Origin of the sequence: Corallococcus sicarius (assembly GCF_003611735.1) — a bacterium.
GTDB classification, from domain to species: Bacteria; Myxococcota; Myxococcia; order Myxococcales; family Myxococcaceae; genus Corallococcus; species Corallococcus sicarius.
This window is the reverse complement of the sequence record NZ_RAWG01000062.1, coordinates 1-25,547: the sequence shown is the minus strand read 5'-3', so window position 1 is coordinate 25,547 and position 25,547 is coordinate 1. Positions and strand designations below refer to the sequence as shown.

19 protein-coding genes and 1 pseudogene are annotated in these 25,547 nt (G+C 70.3%); 9 read left to right on the top strand and 11 right to left on the bottom strand.

Annotated elements, in window-relative coordinates; all coding sequences use genetic code 11:
• Positions 1 to 14: 14 nt before the first annotated feature.
• Genes D7X12_RS12540 through D7X12_RS12530 form a run of 3 tightly spaced genes read right to left on the bottom strand, consistent with a single transcriptional unit; the run spans position 15 to position 3,342 of the window.
• Positions 15 to 851: an ABC transporter permease gene (locus D7X12_RS12540; RefSeq protein WP_120625507.1), complete on the bottom strand. Its 837-nt coding sequence runs from the start codon at positions 849 to 851 to the stop codon at positions 15 to 17.
• A complete protein-coding gene (locus D7X12_RS12535) occupies positions 848 to 1,762 on the bottom strand; it encodes an ABC transporter permease (RefSeq protein WP_120625506.1) in 915 nt (304 codons plus the stop codon). The genes D7X12_RS12540 and D7X12_RS12535 overlap by 4 nt, the downstream gene beginning before the upstream one ends.
• The gene (locus D7X12_RS12530) at positions 1,759 to 3,342 is read right to left on the bottom strand and encodes an ABC transporter substrate-binding protein (RefSeq protein WP_244224509.1); all 1,584 of its coding nucleotides are present in this window, start codon (positions 3,340 to 3,342) and stop codon (positions 1,759 to 1,761) included. The genes D7X12_RS12535 and D7X12_RS12530 overlap by 4 nt, the downstream gene beginning before the upstream one ends.
• 166 nt (positions 3,343 to 3,508) lie before the next feature.
• Here D7X12_RS12530 and dacB point away from each other — a divergent pair, with 166 nt between their 5' ends.
• Both dacB and D7X12_RS12520 read left to right on the top strand, forming a co-directional pair.
• Positions 3,509 to 5,743 (top strand): D-alanyl-D-alanine carboxypeptidase/D-alanyl-D-alanine endopeptidase, encoded by a 2,235-nt coding sequence (gene dacB / locus D7X12_RS12525; RefSeq protein ID WP_120625505.1) that lies wholly within the window; start codon positions 3,509 to 3,511, stop codon positions 5,741 to 5,743.
• Between the two features lie 208 nt (positions 5,744 to 5,951).
• The gene (locus D7X12_RS12520) at positions 5,952 to 6,467 is read left to right on the top strand and encodes a single-stranded DNA-binding protein (RefSeq protein WP_120625504.1); all 516 of its coding nucleotides are present in this window, start codon (positions 5,952 to 5,954) and stop codon (positions 6,465 to 6,467) included.
• Positions 6,468 to 6,564: 97 nt separating this feature from the next.
• Here the strand turns inward: D7X12_RS12520 and D7X12_RS12515 are convergent, their stop codons facing one another.
• The gene (locus tag D7X12_RS12515; protein ID WP_120625503.1) at positions 6,565 to 7,242 is read right to left on the bottom strand and encodes a succinate dehydrogenase/fumarate reductase transmembrane subunit; all 678 of its coding nucleotides are present in this window, start codon (positions 7,240 to 7,242) and stop codon (positions 6,565 to 6,567) included.
• A gap of 277 nt (positions 7,243 to 7,519) precedes the next feature.
• On the opposite strand from D7X12_RS12515, the gene D7X12_RS12510 reads away from it, so the two are divergent.
• From D7X12_RS12510 to D7X12_RS12490, 5 genes are all read left to right on the top strand, one after another.
• Entirely contained in the window at positions 7,520 to 8,413 is an 894-nt protein-coding gene (locus D7X12_RS12510; RefSeq protein ID WP_120625502.1) for an Hsp33 family molecular chaperone HslO, read from the top strand.
• A gap of 132 nt (positions 8,414 to 8,545) precedes the next feature.
• On the top strand, positions 8,546 to 9,244 hold the full coding sequence (locus D7X12_RS12505; protein WP_120625501.1) for a phosphoribosyltransferase: 699 nt from the start codon (positions 8,546 to 8,548) through the stop codon (positions 9,242 to 9,244).
• Positions 9,245 to 9,277: 33 nt separating this feature from the next.
• Positions 9,278 to 11,206 (top strand): selenocysteine-specific translation elongation factor, encoded by a 1,929-nt coding sequence (gene selB, locus D7X12_RS12500; RefSeq protein ID WP_120625500.1) that lies wholly within the window; start codon positions 9,278 to 9,280, stop codon positions 11,204 to 11,206.
• Positions 11,203 to 13,716, top strand: coding sequence for an ATP-binding protein (locus tag D7X12_RS45010; protein WP_120625499.1), 2,514 nt, complete (start codon positions 11,203 to 11,205; stop codon positions 13,714 to 13,716). Before selB ends, D7X12_RS45010 begins: the two co-directional genes overlap by 4 nt.
• Positions 13,713 to 15,149, top strand: coding sequence for a sigma-54-dependent transcriptional regulator (locus tag D7X12_RS12490; RefSeq protein WP_120625498.1), 1,437 nt, complete (start codon positions 13,713 to 13,715; stop codon positions 15,147 to 15,149). The genes D7X12_RS45010 and D7X12_RS12490 overlap by 4 nt, the downstream gene beginning before the upstream one ends.
• Positions 15,150 to 15,732: 583 nt before the next feature.
• Here the strand turns inward: D7X12_RS12490 and D7X12_RS12485 are convergent.
• The 7 genes from D7X12_RS12485 to D7X12_RS12455 all read right to left on the bottom strand — a co-directional run bounded on the left by D7X12_RS12485 (position 15,733) and on the right by D7X12_RS12455 (position 24,000).
• On the bottom strand, positions 15,733 to 17,292 hold the full coding sequence (locus D7X12_RS12485) for an NADH-quinone oxidoreductase subunit N (RefSeq protein WP_120625497.1): 1,560 nt from the start codon (positions 17,290 to 17,292) through the stop codon (positions 15,733 to 15,735).
• A 15-nt stretch (positions 17,293 to 17,307) separates the two neighbouring features.
• A complete protein-coding gene (locus tag D7X12_RS12480; protein ID WP_120625496.1) occupies positions 17,308 to 18,999 on the bottom strand; it encodes a complex I subunit 4 family protein in 1,692 nt (563 codons plus the stop codon).
• Positions 18,996 to 21,218, bottom strand: coding sequence for an NADH-quinone oxidoreductase subunit L (nuoL, locus tag D7X12_RS12475; protein ID WP_120625495.1), 2,223 nt, complete (start codon positions 21,216 to 21,218; stop codon positions 18,996 to 18,998). The genes D7X12_RS12480 and nuoL overlap by 4 nt, the downstream gene beginning before the upstream one ends.
• Before the next feature lie 25 nt (positions 21,219 to 21,243).
• A complete protein-coding gene (gene nuoK, locus D7X12_RS12470) occupies positions 21,244 to 21,546 on the bottom strand; it encodes an NADH-quinone oxidoreductase subunit NuoK (protein WP_120535510.1) in 303 nt (100 codons plus the stop codon).
• Positions 21,547 to 21,627: 81 nt separating this feature from the next.
• A complete protein-coding gene (locus D7X12_RS12465; RefSeq protein WP_120625494.1) occupies positions 21,628 to 22,134 on the bottom strand; it encodes an NADH-quinone oxidoreductase subunit J family protein in 507 nt (168 codons plus the stop codon).
• Positions 22,131 to 23,471: an NADH-quinone oxidoreductase subunit NuoF gene (gene nuoF, locus D7X12_RS12460; protein ID WP_120625493.1), complete on the bottom strand. Its 1,341-nt coding sequence runs from the start codon at positions 23,469 to 23,471 to the stop codon at positions 22,131 to 22,133. The genes D7X12_RS12465 and nuoF overlap by 4 nt, the downstream gene beginning before the upstream one ends.
• Positions 23,472 to 23,511: 40 nt before the next feature.
• Entirely contained in the window at positions 23,512 to 24,000 is a 489-nt protein-coding gene (locus D7X12_RS12455) for an NADH-quinone oxidoreductase subunit NuoE family protein (RefSeq protein ID WP_120611775.1), read from the bottom strand.
• Positions 24,001 to 24,104: 104 nt separating this feature from the next.
• On the opposite strand from D7X12_RS12455, the gene D7X12_RS12450 reads away from it, so the two are divergent.
• Positions 24,105 to 24,857 (top strand): TIGR02266 family protein, encoded by a 753-nt coding sequence (locus tag D7X12_RS12450; protein ID WP_120625492.1) that lies wholly within the window; start codon positions 24,105 to 24,107, stop codon positions 24,855 to 24,857.
• A gap of 57 nt (positions 24,858 to 24,914) precedes the next feature.
• Positions 24,915 to 25,547, top strand: a pseudogene (locus tag D7X12_RS12445) (serine/threonine-protein kinase); the annotation flags it as partial.

The window sequence follows — 25,547 nt, the reverse complement described above, 5'->3', positions numbered from 1 at the left end:
CCGGAGCCTTCAAGTCACGGCCCTTCGTGGCGAGGATCCAGCGCGTCGCGCAGCGCATCGCCCAGCAGGTTGAAGCCCAGCACGGTGAGCGCCAGCGCGATGCCGGGGAAGAGGGCCACGTGCGGCGCCACCAGGAGGTATTGCGTCCCCTGGTCCACCAGCGCGCCCCACGACGGAGTGCCCGGGGGGACGCCCAGCCCCAGGAAGCTCAGGGACGCCTCCGCGACGATGGCCCCCGGCAGCGCGAACGTCGCCTGCACGAGCAGCGGCCCGGCGGCATTGGGCAGCACGTGGCGCAAGAGGATGCGGCCAGGGCCACTGCCCAGGGCACGGGCGGCCTGCACGTAGTCGCGCTCGCGCAGGGTGAGCACCTGGCCTCGCGTCAGCCGTGCGTAGCCCGTCCAGCCGCTGAAGGAGAGGGCGAAGACGACGTTGGAGAGGCTGGGGCCCAGCACGGCGGTGATGAACAGCGCCAGCAGGATGCCGGGGAAGGCGAGCAGCACGTCCACCAGCCGCATCAGCCCCTCGTCCACGAGCCCTCCGGCATACCCCGCGATGCCGCCCAGCGTGATGCCCAGCGCGGCCGACAGCAGCACGGCGAAGAAGGACACCACCAGCGACACGCGCGCGCCGTGGAGCACGTGGGTGAGCACGTCGATGCCGTTCTCCGCCGTGCCCAGCAGGTGGCCGGGGCCCGGGCGCGACAGCTCGCGTGTGAGGTCGATGGCGTCCGGCGAATGCGGACTGAGCCAGGGGGCGAACAGCGCGGTGAACACCCAGACACAGGCCACGGCGAGCCCGAACCGGGCACCCCAGGACTGCAACCGGAAGCGGCGGGCGGCCCCCCTCATGAGCGCCTCCGCACGCGAGGATCCACCCACGCATAGGCCGCGTCGGTGAGCGTGTTCACGAGCACGTAGCAGAAGGTGAAGAGCAGCACGGTGGCGCGCACGGTGTTGTAGTCGCGCTTCTCGATGGCGGTGAGCAGCAGGGTGCCCATGCCCGGCCACGCGAACACCTTCTCCGTGACGATGGCGCCGCCCAGCAGCGCGCCGAACTCCAGGCCCAGCACGGTGACGAGCGGCAGGAGGGCGTTGCGGAAGGCGTGCTTCCACAGCACCACGCTCGGGGACAGGCCCTTGGCGCGGGCCACGGTGACGTAGTCCTCGCGCAGCGCCTCCAGCATCGTCGCGCGCGTCAACCGGGCGAGGAACGCGGCCAGCGCGGTGCCCAGCGTGAAGGCCGGCAGCACGAGGTGCCGCCACGACTCCGCGCCCGACACCGGCAGCCAGTCCAGCTTCAGTGCGAAGACGATGATGAGCACCGGGCCCAGCCAGAAGCGGGGCAGGGCCACGCCCGCCACCGACACGCCCATCGCCGCTGCGTCCACCGGAGTGCCTCGCCGCGCCGCCGCCATCACCCCCAGGGGCAGGGCCAGGAGCAGCGACACCGCCATCGCCGCCACCGTGAGGAGCAGCGTGTACGGCAATGCCGCGCCCAGGGCGGGCAGCACCTTGCGCTGGAACGGAGGCAGCGACGTGCGCAGCTCCCCCGTGGCCAGGTCCCGAGCGAAGGTCCACAGCTGCGCGTACCACGGCAGGTCCAGCCCCACGGCCCGCCGAAGCGCCGCGCGGTCCACCTGCGTCGCCTGCTCGCCCAGCATCACGTCCACCGGGTCGCCGGGCACGAGGTGCAGGAACAGCGACACCAGCAGCAGCGCACCGACGAGCGCGATGAGCGCCGAAACAATGCGGCTCCTCACGGTGCCCTCCCGAGGCCACTCGGGGAGGTCACTTCCCGCGCCCTCGCCAGCGGCGTGAGCAGGCCATGCGCGCTGGGGACGAAGTCCGCGAGCCGCGAGGACACCACCGCCACGCTGGCCTCGTGCCAGAGGGGAATCACGGGCAGCACCGCATCCAGCTCCTCTTGCGCCCGGGCATACAGCGCCCGCCGCTCCTCGCGAGGCGCCTGCGTCGCCGCCTCCAGGATCCGGTCCAGGGCCGGGTCCTTCAGCGCGCCCCGGTTGAACCCTCCCCAGTGGTTCTCCGGCCCGGGGATGTTCCCGGAGTGGAACGCGCCGCGCAGCAGATCCGGCTCCATCACCGCGGCCCACTTCAACGTGAACAACTCGAAGCGACCCCGGCGCACGTCCTCGAAGAACGTTCCGAACTCCAGCGCGCGCACCTCCACGGCCACGCCGCCCTGCGCGAGCTGCTCCTTGAACACCAGCGCCACCGCGCGCCGGAAGCGGTCCGTGCTCGTCTTGAAGGTGAACGTCAGCCGGGGCCGCCCCCCGGGCCCGTCCGGATCCGGATACCCCGCCGCGTCCAGCAACCGCGCCGCCTCCTTTGGCGAATATCCGCACGCGGGCGTGGCCGTGAACGCCCAGTGCTCGCGGGGCAACATGCTGGAGGCGGGCTCCGCCAGCCCATGCAGCTTGTGCTCCACCAGCGGGCGCACGTCGATGAGGTGGCACAGCGCCTGGCGCACGCGCACGTCCGCGAGCGGCCCCTCGCGCAGGTTGAGCCCCACGTAGGTGAAGCCCGTGCCCGGCTTCGTCACCACGCGCAGGTGGGGCGCCTCCCGCAGCGTGGGCAGCACCGCCGGGGACACGGCGTTCACCACCAGGTCCGCCCGGCCCTTGAGCAACTCCAGCACCCGCGTCGTCTCGTCCCGCACCACCCGGAACGTCAGCCGTGAGAGCGCGGGCGTCCCACCGTGCCAGCCCGCGAAGGGAATCAGCGTCAGGTGCTCCTCGTCCGGCCAGGACTCGAACCGGAACGGGCCCGCGCCCACCGGGTGCGTCGCCTGGGCCTCGATGCCCTCCGGGCCCGTGCGCTCCGAGGGGAGGATGGCCGCGGACAGCTCCGCGAGCAGCGGCGCATAGGGGCGCTTCAGGTGGAAGCGCACCGTGCGGGCGTCCACCACCTCCACCCGCTCCAGCGGCTCGTACCGCTCCCGCTTGGGGCTGCCCAGCTTCGGATCCCTCAGGCTGTCATAGGTCGCCTTCACGTCCTCGGCGGTCAGGGCGCTCCCGTCATGGAACGTGAGCCCCGGGCGCAGGCGGAACTCCACCACCGTGGGGGACACGTCGTGGAAGGACTCCGCCAGTTGGGGCACGGGTGCGCTGGCGTCGTCGAAGGTGAGCAGCCCCGGGCTGATGAGCTGCGCCAGCCGCTGTCCATGGGCCGTGAGGGCAAAGCGATCGTCCAACGTGTCCGGTGGGGCCTCCATCAACACCGTGATGCCGGCGGGGGGCGCTTTTTCGCGGCAGCCGGCGTAGAGCATCAGGGCCAGCGCGGCGGAGAGCACCCGGACGGCGCGGAAGGGCAGGGGAGGCATGGCTTCTGTCACGGGCGGATGTCAGGCGGAGCCTCCATGCTGCGCCAGCATCCTCTCTGTTTCCAGGAAGCAGGCAGGCGGGCGATGCCCGCACGCATCCACCCCCCGCCCTTGCCGCCCCTTTCATCCCTTCCGCATAATGGAACGCGATTTCCCCGGAGCGTGCGTGCAGGTTTTTCGAGCCAGACCCTTCTGGGCAGCGACCGCCATTGCCTTGTGGCTTCCGTCCGCCACCCTTGCCGCGTCGTCGTCCTCTGACAAAAAGGCTGAACGCGAGGCGCTGAAGAACGCCCTCGTGCAGGTCATGCAGCGCACCGCGCTCAAGAGCAGCCGCGTCGGCGTGCACATGCAGAGCCTGGACGACGGCACGGTGGTGTTCAGCCACAACGCGGACGAACTGCTCAACCCCGCCTCCAACGTGAAGCTCGTCACGTCCTCCGCCGCGCTCGTCGCGCTGGGGCCGGAGTACCGCTACGAGACGGAGTTCCTCGTCGAGCCGGAGCTGCCCGCCGACGGCAAGGTCAAGACGCTCTACGTGCGCGGCAAGGGCGACCCCACCATCACCACGGAGCGCCTGTACGGCATCACCTCCGAGCTGCTCCACGCCGGTCTGCGCGAGGTGCAGGACATCGTCGTGGACGACTCCTGGTTCGACACCGAGCGCACCCCGCCCGGTTATGATCAGGAGGACTCCGACCGCGCGTACATGGCGCCCACCGGCGCGGTGAGCCTCAACTGGAACGCGGTGGCCGTCTACGTGCGCTCCGGACCCGGCGGCAAGGCCGTGGTGGACATGGAGCCGCCCAGCGACTTCTTCATCGTGGACAGCACCGTCACCAGCGGCCCCGGCCGCGCGCGGCGCGTGTCCGTGAAGTCCGACGCGTTCGGGGACCGGCAGAAGATCGTCGTGAAGGGCCAGGTGCCCGACGAGCGCGGCGCGGTGAGCGTCTGGAAGAAGATCGACAGCCCGCCCCTGTACTTCGGCGGCACGCTCAAGCAGCTGCTCGTCTCGCGCGGCGTGAAGGTGAAGGGCAAGGTGAAGCAGGGCCTGACGCCGTCGCGCGCCCGCGCGGTGTACGTGTCCCAGTCCGACACGTTCGACATCGTCCTCAAGCGCCTCAACAAGCTGTCCAGCAACTTCGTCGCGGAGACCCTGCTCAAGACGATGGGCGCGGAGCTGCGCGGCGCGCCGGGCTCGTTCGCCAAGGGCATCGACGTGGTGGAGGAGTTCCTGGAGCGCGACGTCGCCATCCCGCGCGGCACCTACGTGATGAAGAACGGCAGCGGCCTCAACGACGCCAACCGCTTCTCCACCGCGCAGATGGACCGCCTGCTGCGCCACATGTACGAGCGCTTCCCGCTCGCCCCGGAGTACCTGTCCTCGCTGGGCATCGCCGGCAAGGACGGCACGCTCAAGTACCGCTTCGACGGCACCGACGCCGTGGGCCGGCTGCGCGCCAAGACGGGCACCCTCGAAGGCGTCTCCGCGCTCAGCGGCTACGTGCAGTCCGCGGGCGGGGAGAAGTTCTCCTTCTCCATCATGGTCAACGACTACGCGGGCCGCGCCGGCCCCGTCGTCGCGGGCATGGACGCCCTGGGCGCGGCGGTGGCCGCCACCGGCTCCACCCTCGGGCCCGGCACCGCTGTCGCCGCCCTCTCCGACGGGACCAAGGCCGTCGCGGGCGGCACGGGCGACGTCGCCAACCGCATCAAGACGTACCTGGAGCTGGGCAAGCAGCGCGATCAGCGCAACATCGGCTTCCTGCGCACCGCGTGGCGCAGCGAGCGCGACCCCGCCGTGCGCGCCGTGCTGGCGGAGAGCCTCTACCAGTCCAACCCGCACGACTACCTGGGCACGCGCACGCTCCTGGACAGCTACTCCGCGGGCGACGACGTCTACGGGCGGCTGCGCCAGGTGGCCCACACGCTGTCGGTGGGCGTGCCTGGCGTCAGCTCCATGGTGGAGCTGGCCGCGGGCGGCAACACGGAGGCCATGGCCCGCGTGATGGAGCTGTGCCGCGCGTCCGCCACCTCCGGGGACGTGGATGCCCAGGGTGAGATGGCCAGCGGCCTGGGTGAAGTGGCCCGCACGGCGCCCCAGGAGCTGGTGTCCACGCTGCGCACCTCCAGCCCCGCGGAGCGCGACGCCGCCACCACCCTGCTGGCCATGGGGCTGGTGCGCAACGGCGACGCGGAGCACCCCTTCTGGAAGGCGCTGCGCAAGCTGGGCACGACGGGCACCGACCCCCAGGTCGTCAGCTTCGCCAAGGGCCTGGACACCACCCTCACCACCAAGTCCGCGGAGGCCCGCGCCCAGAAGTCCCAGCCCGTCCAGGTCGTGGCCCCCGCGTCGTCCAGCCCCGGCGCGCCCGCCACCGCGGAGAGCCGACCCGGCGGGTAGCCGTCCGCTTCCTCCCTTCCAACCTCCTGGAATCCGGGCCCTTTTTCCGCCCGGAGGACAGGCGGGCGTCCGTCCCCGCCTCCCGTGGCTGCTTTCTAGCGGGGGGAATGTCAGTGGTGGATGCTATGGGCTGAAGGACCTGTCGGGGCGTGTGTCCCCGCGGGTTGTACCTGGCCCTTGGTGGGCCAGGTCTCGTTAGGGAGGAACCATGGCTGGAGGCGTGAACAAGGTCATTCTCATCGGCAATCTCGGCGCGGACCCCGAGGTGCGCTTCACCCCGGGCGGTCAGGCCGTGGCGAACTTCCGCATCGCGACGAGCGAGAGCTGGAACGACAAGAACGGCCAGAAGCAGGAGCGCACCGAGTGGCACCGCATCGTCGTCTGGGGAAAGCTCGCGGAGCTCTGCGGCGAGTACCTCAAGAAGGGACGGCAGTGCTTCGTCGAAGGTCGTCTGCAGACGCGTGAGTGGATGGATAAGGAGAACAAGAAGAACTACACCACCGAGGTCGTCGCCACCTCCGTGACCTTCCTCGGCGGACGTGACGCCGGTGAGGGCTACAGCGGCGGCGCGGGTGCCGGTGCTGGTGGTGGACGCCGGTCGCAGGGCAACGGCGCGCCCGCGCGCGGCGGGGACGAGTACGGTCAGCCGTCGCCGCCCATGGGCATGGACGACGGCATGGGCGGTGGCAGCCATGGCGGCGCGGACGAAGACATCCCGTTCTGACGCCGGGCCCACGGCCCCCTGAAAAGCGAACCGGCCGCTCCTGGAAGTCAGGGGCGGCCGGTCGTGTTTCGGCGGGAGCGTGCGCTGCTGCTTCGCGCTAGTGGTCCAGCTCCGGGGGGAACGCGGCGCCCGCGGTGTAGAGGGCGTAGATGCTGCCCCAGGCCATGGCGAGCAGGACGAGGAAGATGAGGATGGAGACCGGCTCGAAGCGGCGCATGGAGCGGTCGCTGGCGAAGATGCCCCAGCCCATGGCGAAGGTCTGCAGGCCGTTGGCCAGGTGGTACGCGGTGCCCAGCGTGCCCAGCAGGTAGACCATCAGCGTGGGGCCGTGGTGGTGCATCTCCCGCGCGATGTCGGCGAACGGCTCCGGGCCACCCTCCATCAGGCGCGGGTGCAGGAAGGCCAGCCAGATGTGGGCGCCGAGGAACGCGAGCACGCCCAGGCCCGCCACGCGCTGCACCAGGTACTTCAGGTTGCCGTAGTTGCTGTAGGCAAGGTTGTTGGGCTTGAAGCTGAACATGCGCACCAGGCCCCAGGCCGTGTGGATGAGCAGCGGCAGCATGACGATGAGGAACGTGAACGCCTGGGCGAAGGGGTTCGCGTACTGCGTCACCGACGTCTGCCAGGCCGCCGCGCCGTTGAAGGCGGACAGGTTGTCCCACAGATGGTTGATGACCCAGATGCTCAGGGGCACCACGGCGAGGAACGAACCCAGCCGCGACTTCAACAGGGGCGTCCGGTCGGTGATGGCTTCGGCGGTGGCTTGGGTGCTCATCGAGTCTCCAGCGCGGGCACGCGAAGGGTGGGGTGTGGAACCCCGCGCGCGCCCAAGTCAGGGCCAGGTCATGACGGCCAGGGGGCGGTTTATAGCCGTTCCGCCGCGCGGGCTGGATTTCTTCCGCATCCGTGTGTGCCAGCGGGGGAACACCGACTCATAAGCCCCGCCGATGCCAGCCCCCCGTCCCGGCTGCTGGCCGCCGGGCGGGCGTCTTGTCCCCGGCCCTCTTCCGTTGGCGGGCGCGACCGGGTGGGGCACGCTAACAACCACCCTTATGCCCGATGAGCTCGTCAGTGGATTGTTGAAGGCGTCGGACCTGCGGCTGATGCTGGCCACCACCAGCGTCCTGTCCCGCCAGGCCCGTGCCGCGCACCAGAGCATGCCCGCCTCCGCGGCCCTGCTCTCCCAGGGCCTCACCGCCGCGGCCCTGATGGGGGCGCTGCGCAAGGGCACGGACTCCCGCGTCAACCTGCAGCTGGAGTGCGACGGCCCCCTGCGCGGCCTCTTCGTGGACGGCGACGCGAACGGCGTCGTGCGCGGCTACGTGAAGAACACCCTGGTGGAGTACGTGGGGACGGAGGGCAGCTACCACTGGCGCCCGGTGCTGGGGAACCACGGGTTCCTGTCCGTGCTGCGCGACCAGGGCGGCGGTGAGTACTACCGCTCGTCCGTGGAGCTGGAGCACTTCGACCTGGTCGCGGACCTGGAGCGCTACTTCCACCAGTCGGATCAGGTGCCCTCGCACCTGCTCATGGTCCAGCTCCCCGGCGTGGTGGAGGGAAAGCCGGACGCGCTTGGCACCGTCGCCGGCCTGCTCGTGCAGCCCCTGCCCAACGGGGACCGCGAGGCCTTCAAGGCCCTGGGGCCCCGCCTGCGGGCGCAATTCGAGACGGCGGTGCGGGCGCACGCGGAGGACGGGGCGCTGACGCTCCTGCGCTCGCTCGTGCCGGAGGCGGACCTGGAGGTGATGTCGCGCTACCCGCTGCGCTTCACCTGCTCGTGCAGCCGCGACCGCGTGAAGCTCGCGCTGCTCGCGATGGGCCGCGAGGAGCTCCAGGACCTGCTGGAGAAGGAAGGCCAGGCGGAGGCCACGTGCCAGTTCTGCACGACGCGCTATGTCATCCCGGGCGTGGAAATCCAGCAGATGCTGACCGAGGGGAGCGTCTGACGCCGCCATCTTCTGCGTCCCAACGATGCTTCGTTGCTTCCCCCCCTCCGAGGAAGCAGGCGTGGCGGTTGTGGCGAGGGCGCGAGGCCCGGGATATGACAAGGCCGCCGCACCTCACCCGGAGCTTTCGCCGTGGCCACCAAGCGGGCAGCGCCTGGGCCGAAGTCCCAGGACCAGCGCAACCCTTCCCCGAAGCAGCCCATCCCGTCCGCCGCCCAGAAGCAGGAGGCGGAGAAGATCGTCTCCATCCCCAACGACCTGGTGCTCGCGCCCCAGGTGGAGGCCCCGCGCCAACCCACCGGCCGAGACCAATCCCGGCAGAAGCCCAACGGGGTGGTGGAGCTGTCGTGGGCGGAGTTCGACCGTTCCGTGCAGAAGCTGGCGCGCACCATCCGCCAGTCCTTTGAGCCGCAGGCGGTGGTGGGCGTGGCCCATGGCGGCGTGTACGTGGGCGGGGCGCTCGCGGGCGCGCTCGGCTGCCAGTTCTTCCCCGTGCGCATCAGCCGCCGCAGCCGCGACAAGGTCGAGCGCACGAAGAACCGCGCCCAGCAGCAGGTGAGCGAGGAGATGCCCCCGGCCATCAAGGGCCTGCGCGTGCTCATCGTGGACGACATCGCGTCCAGCGGGGACACGCTGGAGCTGGCGACGGCGCTCGCGCGCAAGATGGGCGCGAAGGAGATCAAGACGGCGTGCCTCGTGGCGCGGCCGGAGGGCTTCACGCCGGACCATGCTGGCATGTCCACCGACGCGCTCTTCGTCTTCCCCTGGGACTACGAGCCCGTGATGGCCGAAGCGCACTTCGACGACGATCCCGACAAGGCCGGGGCCTAGCGTCCTGCGCAGGACCGGGGCGCTGACGCGGCGATGATCATCGGGACGGCGGGGCACATCGACCACGGCAAGACGTCCCTGGTGAAGGCGCTGACCGGCATCGACACCGACCGGCTCCCGGAGGAGAAGCGCCGGGGCATCACGCTGGAGCTGGGCTTCGCCCACCTGCCCCTGGACGACGGGCAGGTGGCGGGCGTGGTGGACGTGCCCGGCCACGAGCGCTTCGTGAAGGCCATGGCCGCGGGCGCGGGCGGCGTGGACCTGGCGGTGCTGGTGGTGGCCGCCGACGAGGGCGTCATGCCGCAGACGCGCGAGCACCTGGACATCTGCCGGCTGCTCGGCGTGAAGGCGGGCGTCGTCGCGCTCACCAAGTCGGACCTGCTCGACGCGCTGGGGGATGACTGGCGCGCGCTGGTGGAGGCGGACCTCGCCGCGCTCACCGCGGGCACCTTCCTGGAGGGCGCGCCCGTGGTGCCGGTGTCCTCCAGGACGGGCGCGGGCCTGGGCGATCTCAAGACGGCGCTCTCCCGCGCGGGCACGACGCTGCCGGAGCGCCCCGCGGAGGGGCCCATGTTCCTGCCGGTGGACCGCGCCTTCAGCATCAAGGGCTTCGGCACGGTCGTCACGGGCACGCTGCTGTCCGGCACCCTGGCGGTGGACGACGCGGTAGCGCTCCTGCCGGCGCAGGCGGGAGGAAGGGCCGGCCCCTTCCGCGTCCGGGGCGTGCAGGTCCACGGCCAGCCGGTGACGCGCGTGGAGGCCGGACAGCGCGCGGCGGTGAACGTGACGGGCGTGGAGACGGAGGATGTGCACCGGGGCATGGTGCTCACGCGCGCGGGCGAGCTACCGGAGACGTCCATGCTGGATGTGGAGCTGACGCTGCTGCCCGCCGCGGAGGCCCCGCTCGCCAAGCGCCGCAAGCTGCTCCTGCACCTGGGCACCGCGCAGGTGGAGGCCACGGTGGCGCTCCTGGACCTGGACACGCTGGCGCCCGGGGAGACGGCGCTCGCGCAGCTGCGGTTGCAGTCGCCCGTGGGCGCGCTCGTGGGGCAGCGCTTCATCCTGCGAGGCTCGCGCGCGCTGCCGGGCCGGGGCGCCACGGTGGCCGGAGGACGCGTGCTGTCCATCACCCCGCCGCGACGTCGCCGGGGCGCATCCGCGGTGGTGCGGCCGCTGCTGGAGGCGGACGCGGCCGGGCAGGTGGCGTGGCTTCTGCGACAGGCGGGCTACGCGGGGCTGATGCAGACGGAGCTGTTCGGCCGCTCGGGGCTGGGGCCGAAGGTGCTGGCGCGCACGCTGGAGCTGCTGGGCGCGAAGGGCCAGGTGCTGCTGGTGGACCGCGAGAAGCGGCTCTACGTCTCGCACGACGTGTTCGAGGGCCTGCGCCAGCGGTCGCTCGCGCTGCTCGCCGCGTTCCACGAGCGCGAACCGATGCGCGAGGGGCTGTCGCGCGAGGAGCTCCGCCAGCGGCTCTCCGCGCAGCTGGATGCCCGCCTGTTCCAGCGCGTGGTGCAGGCGCTGGTGGACGCGGGGAAGGTGGAGTCGGAGAAGGACGTGGTGCGCCTGAAGGGCCGGGGCCGCACGCTCACGCTGGGGGACGAGGCCGCGCGCACGCGCCTGGCGGCGGAGCTGTCCGCAGCGGGCCTGGCGCCTCCCACCGTCACCGAGCTGGCGCGCAAGCTGGGGCTGTCCCCGGAGAAGCTCCAGGAGCTGTTGAAGGTCCTGGTGGCGCAGGGGACCGGGGTGCGCGTGAGCGAGGAGCTGTGCTTCGACGCGAACGCGCTCGCGGCCCTGCGGGAGCGGCTGGTGGCCCACCTGCGGGAGCAGAAGGAGATCACCACCCAGGGCTTCAAGGACCTGGTCGGGCAGAGCCGCAAGTTCATCATCCCCTTGTCGGAGTACTTCGACCGGGAGAAGGTGACGCTCCGGGTGGGTGACAAACGGGTGCTGCGTCGCGGATGAGTCCCAAGACCTACAGCCAGAGGGACCTGCGGGCCCTCGTGGAGCCCTTCTCCAACCCCGTGCTGGTGTTGGACGGTGCCGGCCGCGTCTGGGTGGCCAACGACGCGTACGTGCGGCTGCTGGGCCTGTCCCGCGAGGAGGTGGAGGGCCACTCCTTCCTGGACTTCGTGCAGGCGGAGGAGCGCAGCCGGCTGGCGGAGCGCTACCAGCGGCTGGCGAAGGGCTCACCCCTGGACGGGCGCACGCAGCTCTACCGGGTGACGAGCCTCCAGGGACGGATGAGCGAGGTGTCCGTGCAGGCCTCGGAGCTGCAACTGGAAGGCGGCGGCTACGGCCTGCTCCTCAACTGCCTCCTCCAGCCGCACCGGCCGCTGGAGCTGGCGGTGGCGGAGGGGCTGGTGGACACCTCCGCGGGGCTCGTGTCCGCGCGCTCGGAAGAGGCGGTGCGGCGCGTGGCGCTGGAGGGGCTGGAGCGCGCGGGCTTCCGGGCGCGGCTCTTGCGCTGGGAGGGCACGCGGCTGGTGGTGCGTGACGGCGTGTCCCCGCCCGCGGACGCGCACCTCGCGCTGGAGGCACTGTCGGACGGGCGCCCGGTGTTCGGCGGCGCGGACCAGGCGGAGCCCACGCATGCGTATCTCCCCGTGGGCGGGCCGCAAGCGGAGGTGCTGTGGGTGGCGGGGCCGTGGGTGGCGCCCCGGCACGGCTCGGTGCTGACGCTGTTCGCGAAGGTGGTGGGCGCCGCGCTCGCGGACGCGCACCTCCAGGCGGACGGCGCGCGCAGCCGCTGGGAGGTGGATGCGGTGGCGGAGATGGCGCGCTTCGTGGCGCAGCCGGTGCCCCCGCCGCCGGAGACGTTCCTCGCCCGGATGGCGGACCTGCTCCACGCCCGCGCGGTGGCACTGCACGTCGCCCCGGAGCCGGGCCAGCCCTCGCGGCTCTTCGCGCACGTGGGCCTGGAGGGGCACCCGGAGGGTGGGGACCCGGAGCGCCTCACCGGCGTGCTGCTGGCCGCGTCGCTGCGGGAGGATGGGGGCGTGCTGTCCTCCGACGCCCAGGGCCGCGCGCTGGAGGCGCTGTCCGGGGGCCTCTTCGGCTGTGGCGCGGCGGCGCGACTCACCCGGGGAGGGGAGGACGTGGGCGCGGTGCAGGCCCTGCGGCAGAAGGAGAAGCCGTTCGACGCGCGCGACGCGCGCCTGCTGGGCACGCTCGCGGAGCTGCTGGTGATGCTGCTGGAGCGGCGCCGCCTCAAGGCCGAGTCCGCGCGCCAGCTCACCGAGACGCGCCTGCTGCTGGACCTGGCGCGCACCACGTCCGGCGTGCTGGAGACGGCGAGCATCCTGGACGTCGCGTCCGACTTCCTCGTGCACCTGCTGGACGTGTCCAACTGCTTCATCCTGCTCTACGACGAGCAGGCCAAGGTGCTCCGGGGCGCGGCGGCGTCGGCGGCGCACCGCGACCTGTTCCGCACGGTGGTGGTGCCGCTCGACAGCGACGACCTGGCCGCGCGCGTGGCCCGGGAGCGCAAGCCCATCGCCATCGAGGACCTGTCCCGGGGCGGCGCGTCCGCCAGCACCGTGCTCGTGGAGCGCCTGGGAGAGAAGGCCCTGCTGTGCCTGCCGCTCACGTCGCGCGAGGAGCTCATCGGCGTGGTGATGGTGGACGACGTGCGCGGCCCGCGCCCCTTCGGCCCGGAGCTCATCGACCTGGCGGAGGCCACCTGCGGCCAGCTCGCGCTCTCCATCGCGAACGCGCGCCTCTACGAGTCCCTCTGGGCCAGCTACGCGGAGCTGGCCGCCACCCGCGCGGAGATGGTGAAGCGCGAGCGCCTGGCGGCCCTGGGCGAATTGTCCGCCATCGTCGCGCACGAAGTGCGAAACCCCCTGGGGGTCATCTTCAACGCGGTGGCCTCGCTCCGGCGGATCATGAAGCTGGAAGGGGACGCCGCCATGCTGATGGACATCCTGGTGGAGGAGAGCGACCGCCTCAACCGGATGGTGGGCGACCTGCTGGACTACACCCGCCCGCGCAACCCGGTGCTCCAGAACGAGGACCTGCCGCGCGTGCTCCAGGACTCGCTGGAGGCGGCGAAGGCGCTGGGTGCCACGGAGCGGCCGGTGCACATCCACTCGGAGGTGGAGCCCGGCATGCCCCTGGTGCCCATGGACCGGCGGCTCATCCGCCAGGCGCTCGTCAACGTGGCCGTCAACGCCCTGCAGTCCATGCCCCAGGGCGGCCAGTTGCAGGTGAAGGCCCGCCGCGAGGCGCACGGCGGCCGGGAGCAGCTGCGCATCGACGTGACGGACCAGGGGCCGGGCATCCCCGCGGAGCTGCTCCACCGCGTCTTCGAACCCTTCTTCACCACCAAGGCCCAGGGCACCGGCCTGGGGCTCGCGGTGGTGAAGCGCATCCTGGAGGAGCACCGCGGTGAAATCGCGGTGGAGAGCGCCCCGGGACGCGGAACCACCTTCACCTTCCGGCTGCCGCTCACGCAGCCCCTGTCCTTCCCATGACCGACGCGACCACGCCGATTCCCCGAGGACGCATCCTCGTGGTGGACGACCAGCGCAACATGCGCGCCACCACCGCGCTGCTCTTGCGCGGTGAGGGCTACACCGTGTCCGAGGCCGCCACCGGCGAGGAGGCCCTGGGCGTCCTCTCCCAGGGCCAGGTGGACCTGCTGCTCACGGACCTGAAGATGGAGCCCATGGACGGGCTCACGCTGCTCAAGCGCGGGCTGGAGGTGGCCCCGCGCCTCCAGGCCATCATGATGACGGCCTTCGGCTCCATCGAGAGCGCCGTGGAGGCCATGCGCCTGGGGGCGTACGACTACGTCACCAAGCCCTTCAAGGAAGGCGAGCTGCGCTACCGCGTGGAGCGCGCCCTGGAGCGGGCCAAGCTGCAGAAGGCGGTGGACAACTTCGCCACCGAATTCAACCAGCGCCACGGCCTGTCCGCGCTGGTGGGCCGCAGCCAGGCGATGCGCGAACTCACCACGCGCCTGCTGCGCGTCGCGCAGAGTGACGCCACCGTCCTCATCCAGGGCGAGAGCGGCACCGGCAAGGAGCTGGTGGCCCGCGCCCTCCACACCCACAGCCGCCGCAGCGGCCAGCCCTTCGTGCCCGTCAACTGCGCGGCCATCAGCGAGACGCTCCTGGAGAGCGAGCTCTTCGGCCACGCCAAGGGCGCCTTCACCGGCGCGGTGAAGACGCGCCGGGGCCTCTTCGAGGAGGCGGACGGCGGCACGCTCTTCATCGACGAGGTGACGGAGACGAGCCCCACCTTCCAGTCCAAGCTCCTGCGCACGCTCCAGGACGGAGAGGTGCGCCGCGTGGGCGAGTCCACCGCGCTGCGCGTGGACGTGCGCATCGCCGCGGCCACCAACCGCGACATCGAGCTGGAGGTGCGGGAGAAGCGCTTCCGCCAGGACCTCTACTACCGCCTCAACGTGGTGATGCTGCGCGTGCCCCCGCTGCGCGAGCGCCTGGAGGACGTGCCCGCCCTGGCCGAGCACTTCCTGCAGCGCTCCAACCTCCGCAGCCCCCGGCCCCGGCGCCTGTCCGCCACCGCCGTGGAGCACCTGATGACGTACAACTTCCCCGGCAACGTGCGCGAGCTGGAGAACCTGGTGGAGCAGGCCGCCGCGCTGGCGGAGGCGGATGAGCTGCTGCCCGAGGACTTCCCGCTGCGCCCCCAGGGCCGCGTGCTGCCGGCGGCCTCCCCGGGCCTGCCCCCCACGGACGCCCGCGCCACCGGCCCGGAGTCGTCCGGCCCCACGCTGGCGGAGGTGGTGGAGGAGGCCGAGCGCCGCGCCATCGTCCAGGCCCTGGAGCGCCACGGCGTGGACCTGGCCCGCGTGGCCGACGAGCTGGGCGTCTCCTCCACCACGCTGTGGCGGAAGATGAAGCGCCTCAACCTCCGGCCCCCCGCCGACGCCCGCGAGTAGGCCCCCGGAGCCCATGTCGCACCCCTCCCAAGGGTGAGTGCAGATCCGAAATCGGGCCCGTTCAAGGTTGAAAAAAACAAACCCCTGGATTTGTTGGGCCTTTTCAAATCTGAAACGTGATTTCAGCCCTGCAATGCGGAAGGGTGGGGGCGGGAGTGTTGAGCTCTCGTCCAAGTGCCCGAGAACCTTGGAGTTTCGCTTCGCGAAGCGGCTGGCATGGCACCTGCTAAGGCTTAGGTCCGGGACGCATCGAAGCGAGGCTGAAAGTGGTTCCCCCCCACCCTTTCAGCACTTCCGGTGTGTCACCTTGAGAAGACCCGCGGCCCGACACCCTTCCGGGTGCCGGGCCGCCTTCTTTTCCGCTCCAGGCATCTTCGCAGCGCCCTCCGCCCATTTCACTTCTGCAACGCGCGCCGGCCCGTGACGCCGCATGGGGTGCCGCTGATGCGTTGCTGCCAGCCTGCGTCACGCGGATCCGCTGCCAGCCTGCGTCACGCGCCCTGGCGAGCCCGCAACGACAACGCCCGCCGGGCCAGGGGGCCGCGACGGGCGTCGGGTGCTGCGGGCGCTCCGGAAGCAGGAGCTACTGGCCGAACAGCGTGCCTGCCTGGGCGAGCCACTCGGTGACGTGGCCGGGGAGGATGCCCAGGAGGATGACGGCCACGGTGGAGATGACCAGCGCGGCCTCGGTGCCCCAGTTGCGCTCCAGGGGCTGCGCGCCCTCCGGGACGGGGTGCATGAACATGTAGACGACGACGCGCAGGTAGTAATACGCGCCCGCGGCGCTGGAGAGCACCGCCACGATGGTGAGGCCCACGAGGCCCACGTCGATGGCGGCCTGGAAGATGACCAGCTTGCTCATGAAGCCCACGGTGGGGGGGATGCCGCCCAGGGACAGCATGAAGGCCGCCATGGCGAATGCCCAGCCCGGCCGGCGCTGCGCCAGGCCCGCGAAGCGCTCCAGGTCCCACGCGGTGCCCTTCTCTTCGTCCTCGCGGCGCTCCAGCGCGGACACCATCGCGAACGCGCCCACCGCGCTGAAGGTGTACGCCAGCAGGTAGTACAGGATGCCGCGCAGCGCGTCCGAGCGCGCCACGTCCAGCGGCGTCCCACCCGTCAGCGACGAGGCGGACAGCACGCGGAAGCTCTCGCCCGGCGCGGTGACGAACAGCGCCGCCACGCCCAACAGCAGGTAGCCCGCGTGGGCGATGGAGGAGTACGCCAGCATGCGCTTCACGTTGCGCTGCGGGATGGCCATCAGGTTGCCGGCCACCATGGTGAGCAGCGCCAGCGTGGCGAACAGCATCAGCGGCAGCTTGGGGTCCATGCCCTTGCCCACCGTGAGGAACACGCGCACCAGCGAGGCGAACGCCGCCGCCTTCACGCCCGCGCTCATCAGCGCCGTCACCGGCGTGGGGGCGCCCTCGTACACGTCCGGCGTCCACATGTGGAACGGAACGGCCGCCACCTTGAACGCGAAGCCCGCGGCGATGAGCACCGCGCCCACGTAGACGAGCGCCGGGTTGGTGGCGAGCGCCTGCTGCAGCGGGCCCACCATGTCGTTGAGCTTCGTCGTGCCCGTGGCCCCGTACAGCAGCGCCGTGCCGTACAGCAGGATGGCGGAGGAGAAGGCGCCGAGGATGAAGTACTTGAAGCCCGCCTCGCTCGGCCGGGTGCCGCGGCGCAGGTACGCCGTCAGCGCGTACGTCGCGATGGAGAGCACCTCGATGTTGATGAAGATGGTGATGAACTCCGTCGACATGGCCAGCAGGCTCATGCCCGCGGACGCGAAGAGCATCAGCGCGTAGAACTCACCGCGCTCCGCCCCGCGCTTGCGCAGGAAGCCCACCGCGCTCAGCGCCGCCAGTCCCAGGCCCACGCTCACCACCAGGGTGAGGAAGCTGGAGAAGGGGTCCAACACGCCGAAGCCGAGGAACACCTCCTGCGGAGGCTCGAACATCAGGCCCACGGCCACGGCGCCGCTGGCCAGCGCCGCCACGACGGTGAGCACCGCCTGGTAGCCGCGGGACGCGGTGGCGGAGAGGAACACCTCCGACAGCAGCAGGACGGAGGCCGCCACCACCATGATGATGGCGGGCAGCAGGGGGAGGAAATCCGCCAGGGTGAGGTTTGGCAGGTTCATGGAGTCTTTCGGGGCCTACTCGCGCGCGGCGAGCGGCGCGGCGGGAACGGAGGGGCGGGCCACGGTGGCCGTGGAGGGCAGCGACATCACCTCCACGCGCAGCTGGTCGTCCTTCGCCTGGGGGGCGCCCGGAGCGCCCACGCTGGCGCGCGCCACGTAGCGGTCCGTGGACGGGGCGATGCGGTCCAGGAAGGGCTGCGGCATCAGGCCCATCACCGCCACCAGCACGATGAAGGGCGCCGTGGTGAGCATCTCGCGGATGTTCATGTCGCGCAGGTGCTGGTTCTCCCGGTGGGTGATGCCGCCGAAGAACACCTTCTGCACCATCCACAGCATGTACGCCGCGCCCAGGATGACGCCCAGCGTGGCGAACGCGCCGAAGCCCATGGGCAGGGTGCTCTTGAAGGTGCCCATCAGCACCAGGAACTCACCGATGAATCCGTTGGTGCCCGGCACCGCCACCGACGAGAACGTGATGATGACGAACGCCGCGGTGAACACCGGCATCACCTTGGCGATGCCGCCGTAGTCCGACATGAGGCGCGTGTGGCGGCGCTCGTAGAGGAAGCCGAACAGGAGGAACAGCGCGCCCGTGGACACGCCGTGGTTCAGCATCTGGTACGCGCTGCCCGTGGCGCCCTCGGTCGTCACCGCCAGGAGGCCCAGCATGCAGTAGCCCAGGTGGCTGACGGACGAGTACGCGATGAGCTTCTTGATGTCCCGCTGCGCCAGGCACATCAGCGCCCCGTACACGATGCCAATCACCGCCAGCACCGCGAGGAACGGCCGCGCCGCCTGGGCCGCCACCGGGAAGAGGGGAATCGCGAAGCGCCAGAAGCCGTAGGTGCCCATCTTCAGCATCACGCCGGCCAGGATCATGGAACCCGCCACCGGCGCCTGCACGTGCGCGTCCGGCAACCAGGTGTGCACCGGCCACATCGGGACCTTGATGGCGAACGCCAGCGCGAACGCGGCGAACATCCACGGGCCATACGTGTGCAGCGTGGCGGCAAGGCCCGTCAGCGACGCGCACGCGCCTTCAGGTCCGTTGGCGCACGCGGCCAGCTGCTGATTGGCGGCGAGCAGGTTGTTGTAGAGCGTGCCGTAGTCGAACGAGCGCGTGCCCGGGGCGCCGCTCACGAAGTACAGCGCCACGATGGCCACCAGCATCAGCAGCGAGCCGACCAGCGTGTAGAGGAAGAACTTCACCGCGGCCATGCGCCGGTCCTCGGCGCCCCACACGCCCACCAGCAGGTACATGGGGATGAGCATGGCTTCGAAGAAGATGTAGAAGAGCAGGACGTCCATGGACGCCAGCGCGCCCAGCATCGTCGTCTGGAGCACCAGCAGCGCCAGGTGGAACTCCTTGATGCGGTGCTGGATGTACGTGGTGGAGGCCAGCACCACCAGCGGGCCCAGGAACACCGTGAGCAGCAGCAGGCTCACCGCCAGGCCGTCCACGCCCAGGTGGTAGCTCATCCCGAACTGCTCGAACCACGGGACGCGGTACTCCATCTGGAACTCCGCGCCGGAGGGCTCGAAGCGGAAGTACGCCCAGACGCCGAACACCAGGTCCAGCAGCATGCCCACGAACGTGATGGTGCGGACCTGCCCGTGCTCCGTGGCGGGCAGCATCAGCACCAGCGCCGCGAACACGAGCGGCAGGTAGATGACGACGTTCAACAGGTGGGTGTCGAAGAAGCTCATGAAAGCACCTGCAGGAGGGCGTAGACCGCGCCGCCCAGGATGGCGAGCGCCATGATGGCGGCGTAGGCCTGCGCGTCACCCGTCTGGAGCCGGCGCAGCCCGAAGCCCACCTTCTCCGTCACGTAGGCGGTGCCGCGCACCAGCACCGTGTCGATGACGAGCGCGTCCACCACGCGGAAGAGGATGAAGGCCACGAACTTCACCGGCCGGATGAGGATGAACTCGTACAGCTCATCCACGTAGAACTTGTTCTGCGCCGTGCGGCGCACCGCGCGGGCGAACGCCGGCACCGGCTTGCCCACCTGGGCGGGGAAGAACTTCAGGTAGAGGAACGCCGCCGTCGCGCCGCCCGACAGGGCCACCATCCACGCGATGAGGTAGTCCACGAAGCCCGGCGTGCTGTTGTCCAGCACCACCGTCTTCGCCGCGCGGGCCACGGCCTCCGCCGGGCGCAGCACGGGGCTCAGGAAGTTCTCGAACAGGGGCTGGAAGCCGCCGCCGGAGCGGGGCATCAGCGGCAGCGCGTACACCAGCGTCACGACGCTGAGGAACGCCAGGATGACCAGGGGCAGCGTCATGTGCCACGCGCTCTCGTGCGCGTGCGCCACCCTGGCCTCCGGGGAGCGCCGGCCCGTGAAGGTCAGCAGGTACACGCGCGACATGTAGAACGCCGTGCACGCGGTGATGACCAGGCCCAGCGCGTAGACCAGCCCCGACACCCAGTGCAGCTCGTGCAGGTGGTTGTGGTGCACGCCGTGGAACACGGCGTCCTTGGAGAAGAAGCCGGAGAGCGGAATGATGCCGGTGATGGCCAGCGTGGAGACGAGGAACGTGGCGTGCGTCCACTTCATCTCCTTCCACAGGCCGCCCAGCTTCTTGATGTCCGTCTCATCCCCGTTGCCGTGCATCACGCTGCCGGCGCCCAGGAAGAGGCAGGCCTTGAAGCACGCGTGCGTCACCAGGTGCAGCGCGGCCGCCCAGAAGACGCCCATGCCCACGCCCATGAACATGATGCCCAGCTGCGACACCGTGGAGTAGGCGAGCACCTTCTTGATGTCGTCCTGCGCGAACGCGATGAGCGCCGCCAGCAGCGACGTGAGCGCGCCCACGATGGCGATGGTCGCCATGGCGGTGGGGGAGAGCACCAGGAGCGAACTCATGCGGCAGAACAGGTACACGCCCGCCGTGACCATCGTGGCGGCGTGGATGAGCGCGGACACCGGCGTGGGGCCGGCCATCGCGTCCGGCAGCCAGACGTACAGCGGCAGCTGCGCGCTCTTGCCCGCGGCGCCCAGGAGGAACAGCAGCATCGTGGCCGTCATCACGCCGCCGAAGGTGTAGCCGGACAGTGGCCCCGCTTCGATGGGCGTGGACAGGGACACCGCGCCGCCCACCCCTTCCGGGAGGGCGAGGGCCATCTTCTCCAGGCCCTTGAAGGTGACGGGGCCCTTCTCCGACAGGCCCTGCTCGTAGCGTGCCTTCGCGCTGCCCGCGGCGGCGTAGTCCCGCGCGTCCGCCTGGCGGTTGAACGCGCTCACCGTGAGGATGAGCAGGAACGTGCCGATGAGGAACGCGAAGTCACCGATGCGGTTGGTGACGAACGCCTTGCGGCCGGCCCACGCCTTGGCGCTGTCCGTGTACCAGAAGCCGATGAGCAGGTAGCTGGCCATGCCCACGCCCTCCCAGCCCACGAAGAGCAGGACCAGGTTGTCGGCCATCACCAGCGTCAGCATCGCGGCGACGAAGAGGTTCAGGTACGCGAAGAAGCGCCAGTACCCGTCGTCGTGCTCCATGTAGCTGGTGGAGTACAGGTGGATGAGGAAGCCCACGCCGGTGATGACCAGCAGCAGGATGCCCGACAGGTGGTCCACCAGCAGGCCGAAGTTCACGCGGAAGTCGCCCGCGGCGAACCAGGTGCCGTAGTCATGCGCGATGGCGTAGCGCACCACGTCCCGGTCCAGGCCGAACGCGTTGGGCATGCTCACCACGCGCCCGCCCGCCGCGTCGCTGGTGGCCCAGAAGGCCATCAGGCTCAGCACGAAGGCGCCGGCGATGGCGGAGCACGCCACCAGGTGCACGTTCGCCCGGCCCAGCCACTTGCCGAACACGCCGCACACGAACGCGCCCAGGAGCGGCAGCAGGATGATCAATCCCAGCGAGGGTGCGAACACCTCGGGGGGGATGGGTGCCGTTCTGAAGAATTCGACGATTCCGTCCATGGATGGGCTCAGGGAGTGACGGGATTCAGTGCTTCATCGTCCGGATGTCGTCCACGTTCACGGAGCCGCGACTGCGGAAGACCGCGATGACGATGGCCAGACCGATGGCCGCTTCCGCGGCCGCCACGGCGATGACGAAGAAGGCGGACACATGCCCGATGCCGTCGCCGTGCATGCGGGCGAAGGCCAGGAACGTGAGGTTCACCGCGTTGAGCATCAGCTCCACGCACATGAAGACGACCAGCGCGTTGGTGCGCACCAGCACGCCGAACATGCCCATGCAGAAGAGCGCGGCGGCCAGCAGGAGGTAGTAGGTGATGGGGACCATGTGCGGAAGCTCTTGGCTTTCAGGCGGACGGCTGCACCAGCCCGCCCGCGCCATCTAGCAGAAGTTGTCCGAAGGCGGGGATCAGATCCGGGACTTGGCCACGACCACCGCGCCCACCATCGCCACCAGGAGCAGCAGGCTGACGGCTTCGAAGGGGAGCAGCCAGGAGGTGAAGATGGACTGCCCGATGGCCGCCATGGTGCCGAACGTCGCCTGGGCCTGGGGGCCCAGTTCGGCGGGCATCGCCTGGGTGCGGCCGAGCGTCACGGCCAGCACGGCGAGCAGGCCGAACGCGGAGGCCCCTCCCAGGATGCGCGTCACCGTGGGGCGCCCGCGGTGGGCCGCGTCCCCCAGGTTCAGCAGCATGATGACGAACAGGAAGAGCACCATGATGGCGCCCGCGTAGACGAGCACCTGCATGACGGCCACCGTGTGCGCCCACAGGAGCACGTAGATGCCGGCCAGGAAGAAGAACGTCGACACCAGGGCCATGGCGGAGTTGATGGGGCTGCGCGCCGTGATGACGAGCCCCGCCGACACCAGCGTCATGACGGCGAAAACGCCGAAGAGAGCCAACTCGATGTTCAAGACCAGTCTCCGTAGGAACCCCAGGGGCGGTCACCGAACGGGCAGCGCTTCTCCCGCAGGTGAGCCTCGAACTCGTCCCGGAACCGCATGAGGAAGGAGTGCGTGGGCAGTGCCGCCGCGTCGCCCAGCGCGCAGATGGTGTTGCCCAGGCCGATGGGCGGGTAGGGCGCGATGGAGGACGCCACGTTCGACAGCATGTCGATGTCGCCCGGCTCGCCCCGGCCCTCTTCAATCTTGCGCAAGAGGCGCGTCTGCCAGGGCGTGCCCTCGCGGCACGGCGTGCACTGGCCGCAGGACTCTTCCGCGTAGAAGCGGGCCACGCGCCACAGGCTGCGCACCATGCAGGTGGCGTCGTCCATCACGATGACGCCGCCGGAGCCGGCCATCGTCTGCTTCATCTTCAGCGCCTCGAACTCCAGCGCCACGTCCAGCTCGTCCGCGCCCAGCACCGGCGCGGAGGACCCGCCCGGGATGACCGCCTTCACCTTGCGGCCCTTGGGCATGCCCTGGCCGTACTGGTCGTCGTGGATGAGCTCCAGAATGGTGGTGTGCATCCCCACCTCGTAGACGCCCGGCCGGTTCACCGACCCCGACAGGCACACCAGGTGCGTGCCGCCCGACTTGTCCGTGCCCAGCTTCGCGTACCACTCCGCGCCCTTGGCGAGGATGCAGGGCACGCTGGCGAGCGTCTCCACGTTGTTCACCACGGTGGGGCTGCCGAACAGGCCCACCACGGCGGGGAAGGGCGGCTTCAGGCGCGGCCAGCCCTTCTTGCCCTCCAGGCTCTCCAGCAGCGCCGTCTCCTCGCCGCAGATGTACGCGCCGGCGCCGCGGACGACGTAGCAGTCCAACTGGAAGTCCTTGCCCAGCATGGACTTGCCGAAGATGCCGGCCTTGTAGGCCTCGTCGATGGCCGCCTGGGTGCGCTCCGCCTGGAACTTGAACTCACCGCGCAGGTACACGTAGCAGGTGTGCACGCCCAGCGCGTACGACGCGATGGCGATGCCCTCCAGCATCATGTGCGGGTCGTTCTCCAGGATGTAGCGGTCCTTGAAGGTGCCCGGCTCGGACTCGTCGCCGTTGACCGCGAGGTACTTGGGCTTGGGGCTGTCCTTGGGGACGAAGCTCCACTTCATGCCCGTGGGGAAGCCCGCGCCGCCGCGCCCGCGGAGGTTGGACTTCTTCACCTCGTCGATGATGGCCGCAGGCTCCATCGTGAGCGCCCGCTTGAGCCCGTCGTAGCCACCGCGCTGACGGTAGCTGTCCAGGGTCCAGGACTGGGGCTTGCCCCAGGCCGCCGAGATGACGGGTTCAACCGCCTTTGCCGTAGAGGCCATGGATGGGTGTCCTAGGAAAGCGAGGGGGAGGAGGGGCGACTCACGACAGCCGGGCCAGGATGGCGTCCAGCTTGGCCTGGGTCAGGCGCTCGTGGTGGTCCTCGTTGATCTGCAGGCAGGGCGCCGTTCCGCAGGACGCCAGGCACTCGGTCTCGCGCAGGGTGAACTTCTCGTTCGTCTCCCCCGCCGTCATGCCCAGCTTCTGCTCCAGGTAGGCGAGCATCTTCTCCGCCCCCCACAGCGAGCAGGACAGGTTGGTGCAGACGTCGATGACGTACTTGCCCGGTTTCTTCAGGTGGTACATCACGTAGAAGCTGGCGACCTCGTAGGCGCGCTCCGGCGTGACTTCCAGATTCTTCGCGACCAACCGCAGGCCTTCGGGCGGCAACCAGCCCTTGAGGTCCTGAAGCAGGCGAAGCGCGGGCAACATCCCGGCGCTTTTGCGATCAGAGGGGTAGTGCGAGAGGATTTCCGCGATCCCCGCGTCGAACTTCTTCTGCTCTTCAGGAGTGAACAGGGGCTCCGCCATGGCGGGCCGTACGTATTGCCGCAATGGCTTCGTTGTCAACATAAACCCTCGGCGGTAGACTGGACCGCCATCAGCAAATTTCCGAGCGATTTCAACCCCTTGTTATGAGCCCGGACCCTGCGGACCAGCGGCAGCACCCCCGTATCCCCACCATCCTCCGGGTGGACTACCCGCATGGGCGTCCGCTCCGGGACGTGACGGAGAACCTGTCCGCCGGGGGTTTCTTCGTGCAGACGGAGCAGCTCTTCGTCGTCGGGGACGAGCTTCGGCTTGCACTTTCTTTCCCGGGACTGCTGGATCCGGTAGAAGTCGGCGGCACCGTGGCCTGGGTGCGGCTGGCCGCCCCCGATCAGCCGGGGGGCGTCGGCATCCGTGTGGAGAGCGAGCAGGATCGGCGGCGACTGGGTGATCTCTTGACTGTGGCGGAACCGGACGACAGCGCGACGACCCCCTCCGAGCAGGACGGGTACCGTGTGCTCATCGTCGAGGACAACCCCCACATCATCGAGATGTACAGCTACGTGCTGAAGAAGCTCGCGAGCAACGACCTGCACGGCAAGGTGCCGCTGGAGGTCCACTTCGCGCCGGACGGGCACCACGCCCTGCTGCGGCTGCGCGAGGACCGCTTCAGCCTGGTGATGCTGGACCTCTACATGCCGGTGATGGACGGCTTTGCCCTGGTGGAGCGCATCCGCGAGGAGGAGGCGCTCAAGTCCATCCCGGTCATCGCCATCTCCGCGGGCGGCAAGGAGGCCCAGGACCGGGCCATGCAGCTGGGCGTGGACATCTACCTGCGCAAGCCGGTCCGGTTCGTGGAAGTCCTGGAGACGGTGAAGCAGCTGCTGCGCATCAAGTAGTTCGTCGCGGCAGACGTTGAAGCAGCGGGGCGGGGGCGCGTAGAGTCGCGCGCACCCATGACGAAGCCCGCAATCCATCGTGACACCGTCAGTGGCGAGGCGCTGCTCATCCTGCAGAATCTGCGGGAGAACGGCCGCCTGGGACGCTCGAACAAGCTGGCCGACGTGAAGGCCGCCCTCGAACCGTCCGTCTCGCTGGAGTTCGACAACTACTTCTTCTTCCTGCGCAAGTTCCACTACATCGCCATGGACCGCGAGGCCCAGCTCAAGCTCACCGAACAGGGCGAGCGGGTGGTGGGCGGGGACCTGCAGGACCGCTTCGCCTCGGAGGTGGACGAGTTCTTCGCCGATCAGCTCCTCGCGCCCGAGGACGCCACGCACATTGGCCGCCCGCTGGACGACGACGAGCCCATGAGCAGCGTCCCGCCGCCGCCGCCGGAGCTGCTGCTGGACGAGGCGGAGGTGGAGGCCGGTGCCGGGGTGCCCCAGATCCCGTCCCATGCAGGCCCGCCGCCCGTGCCCCCGTCGCGCACCCACCGGGTGGCCATGCCGGCGCTGGAGCTGGGCGCGGCGGGTCCGGTGGCTGCTCCGCCCATCGCCACGCCCGTGCCGTCGGCCTGGCAGGACGTGTCGGAGCCGCGTCGGGAGACCCTCATCGGGCTGCCGCCGTCCTGTCTCGTATACACATCT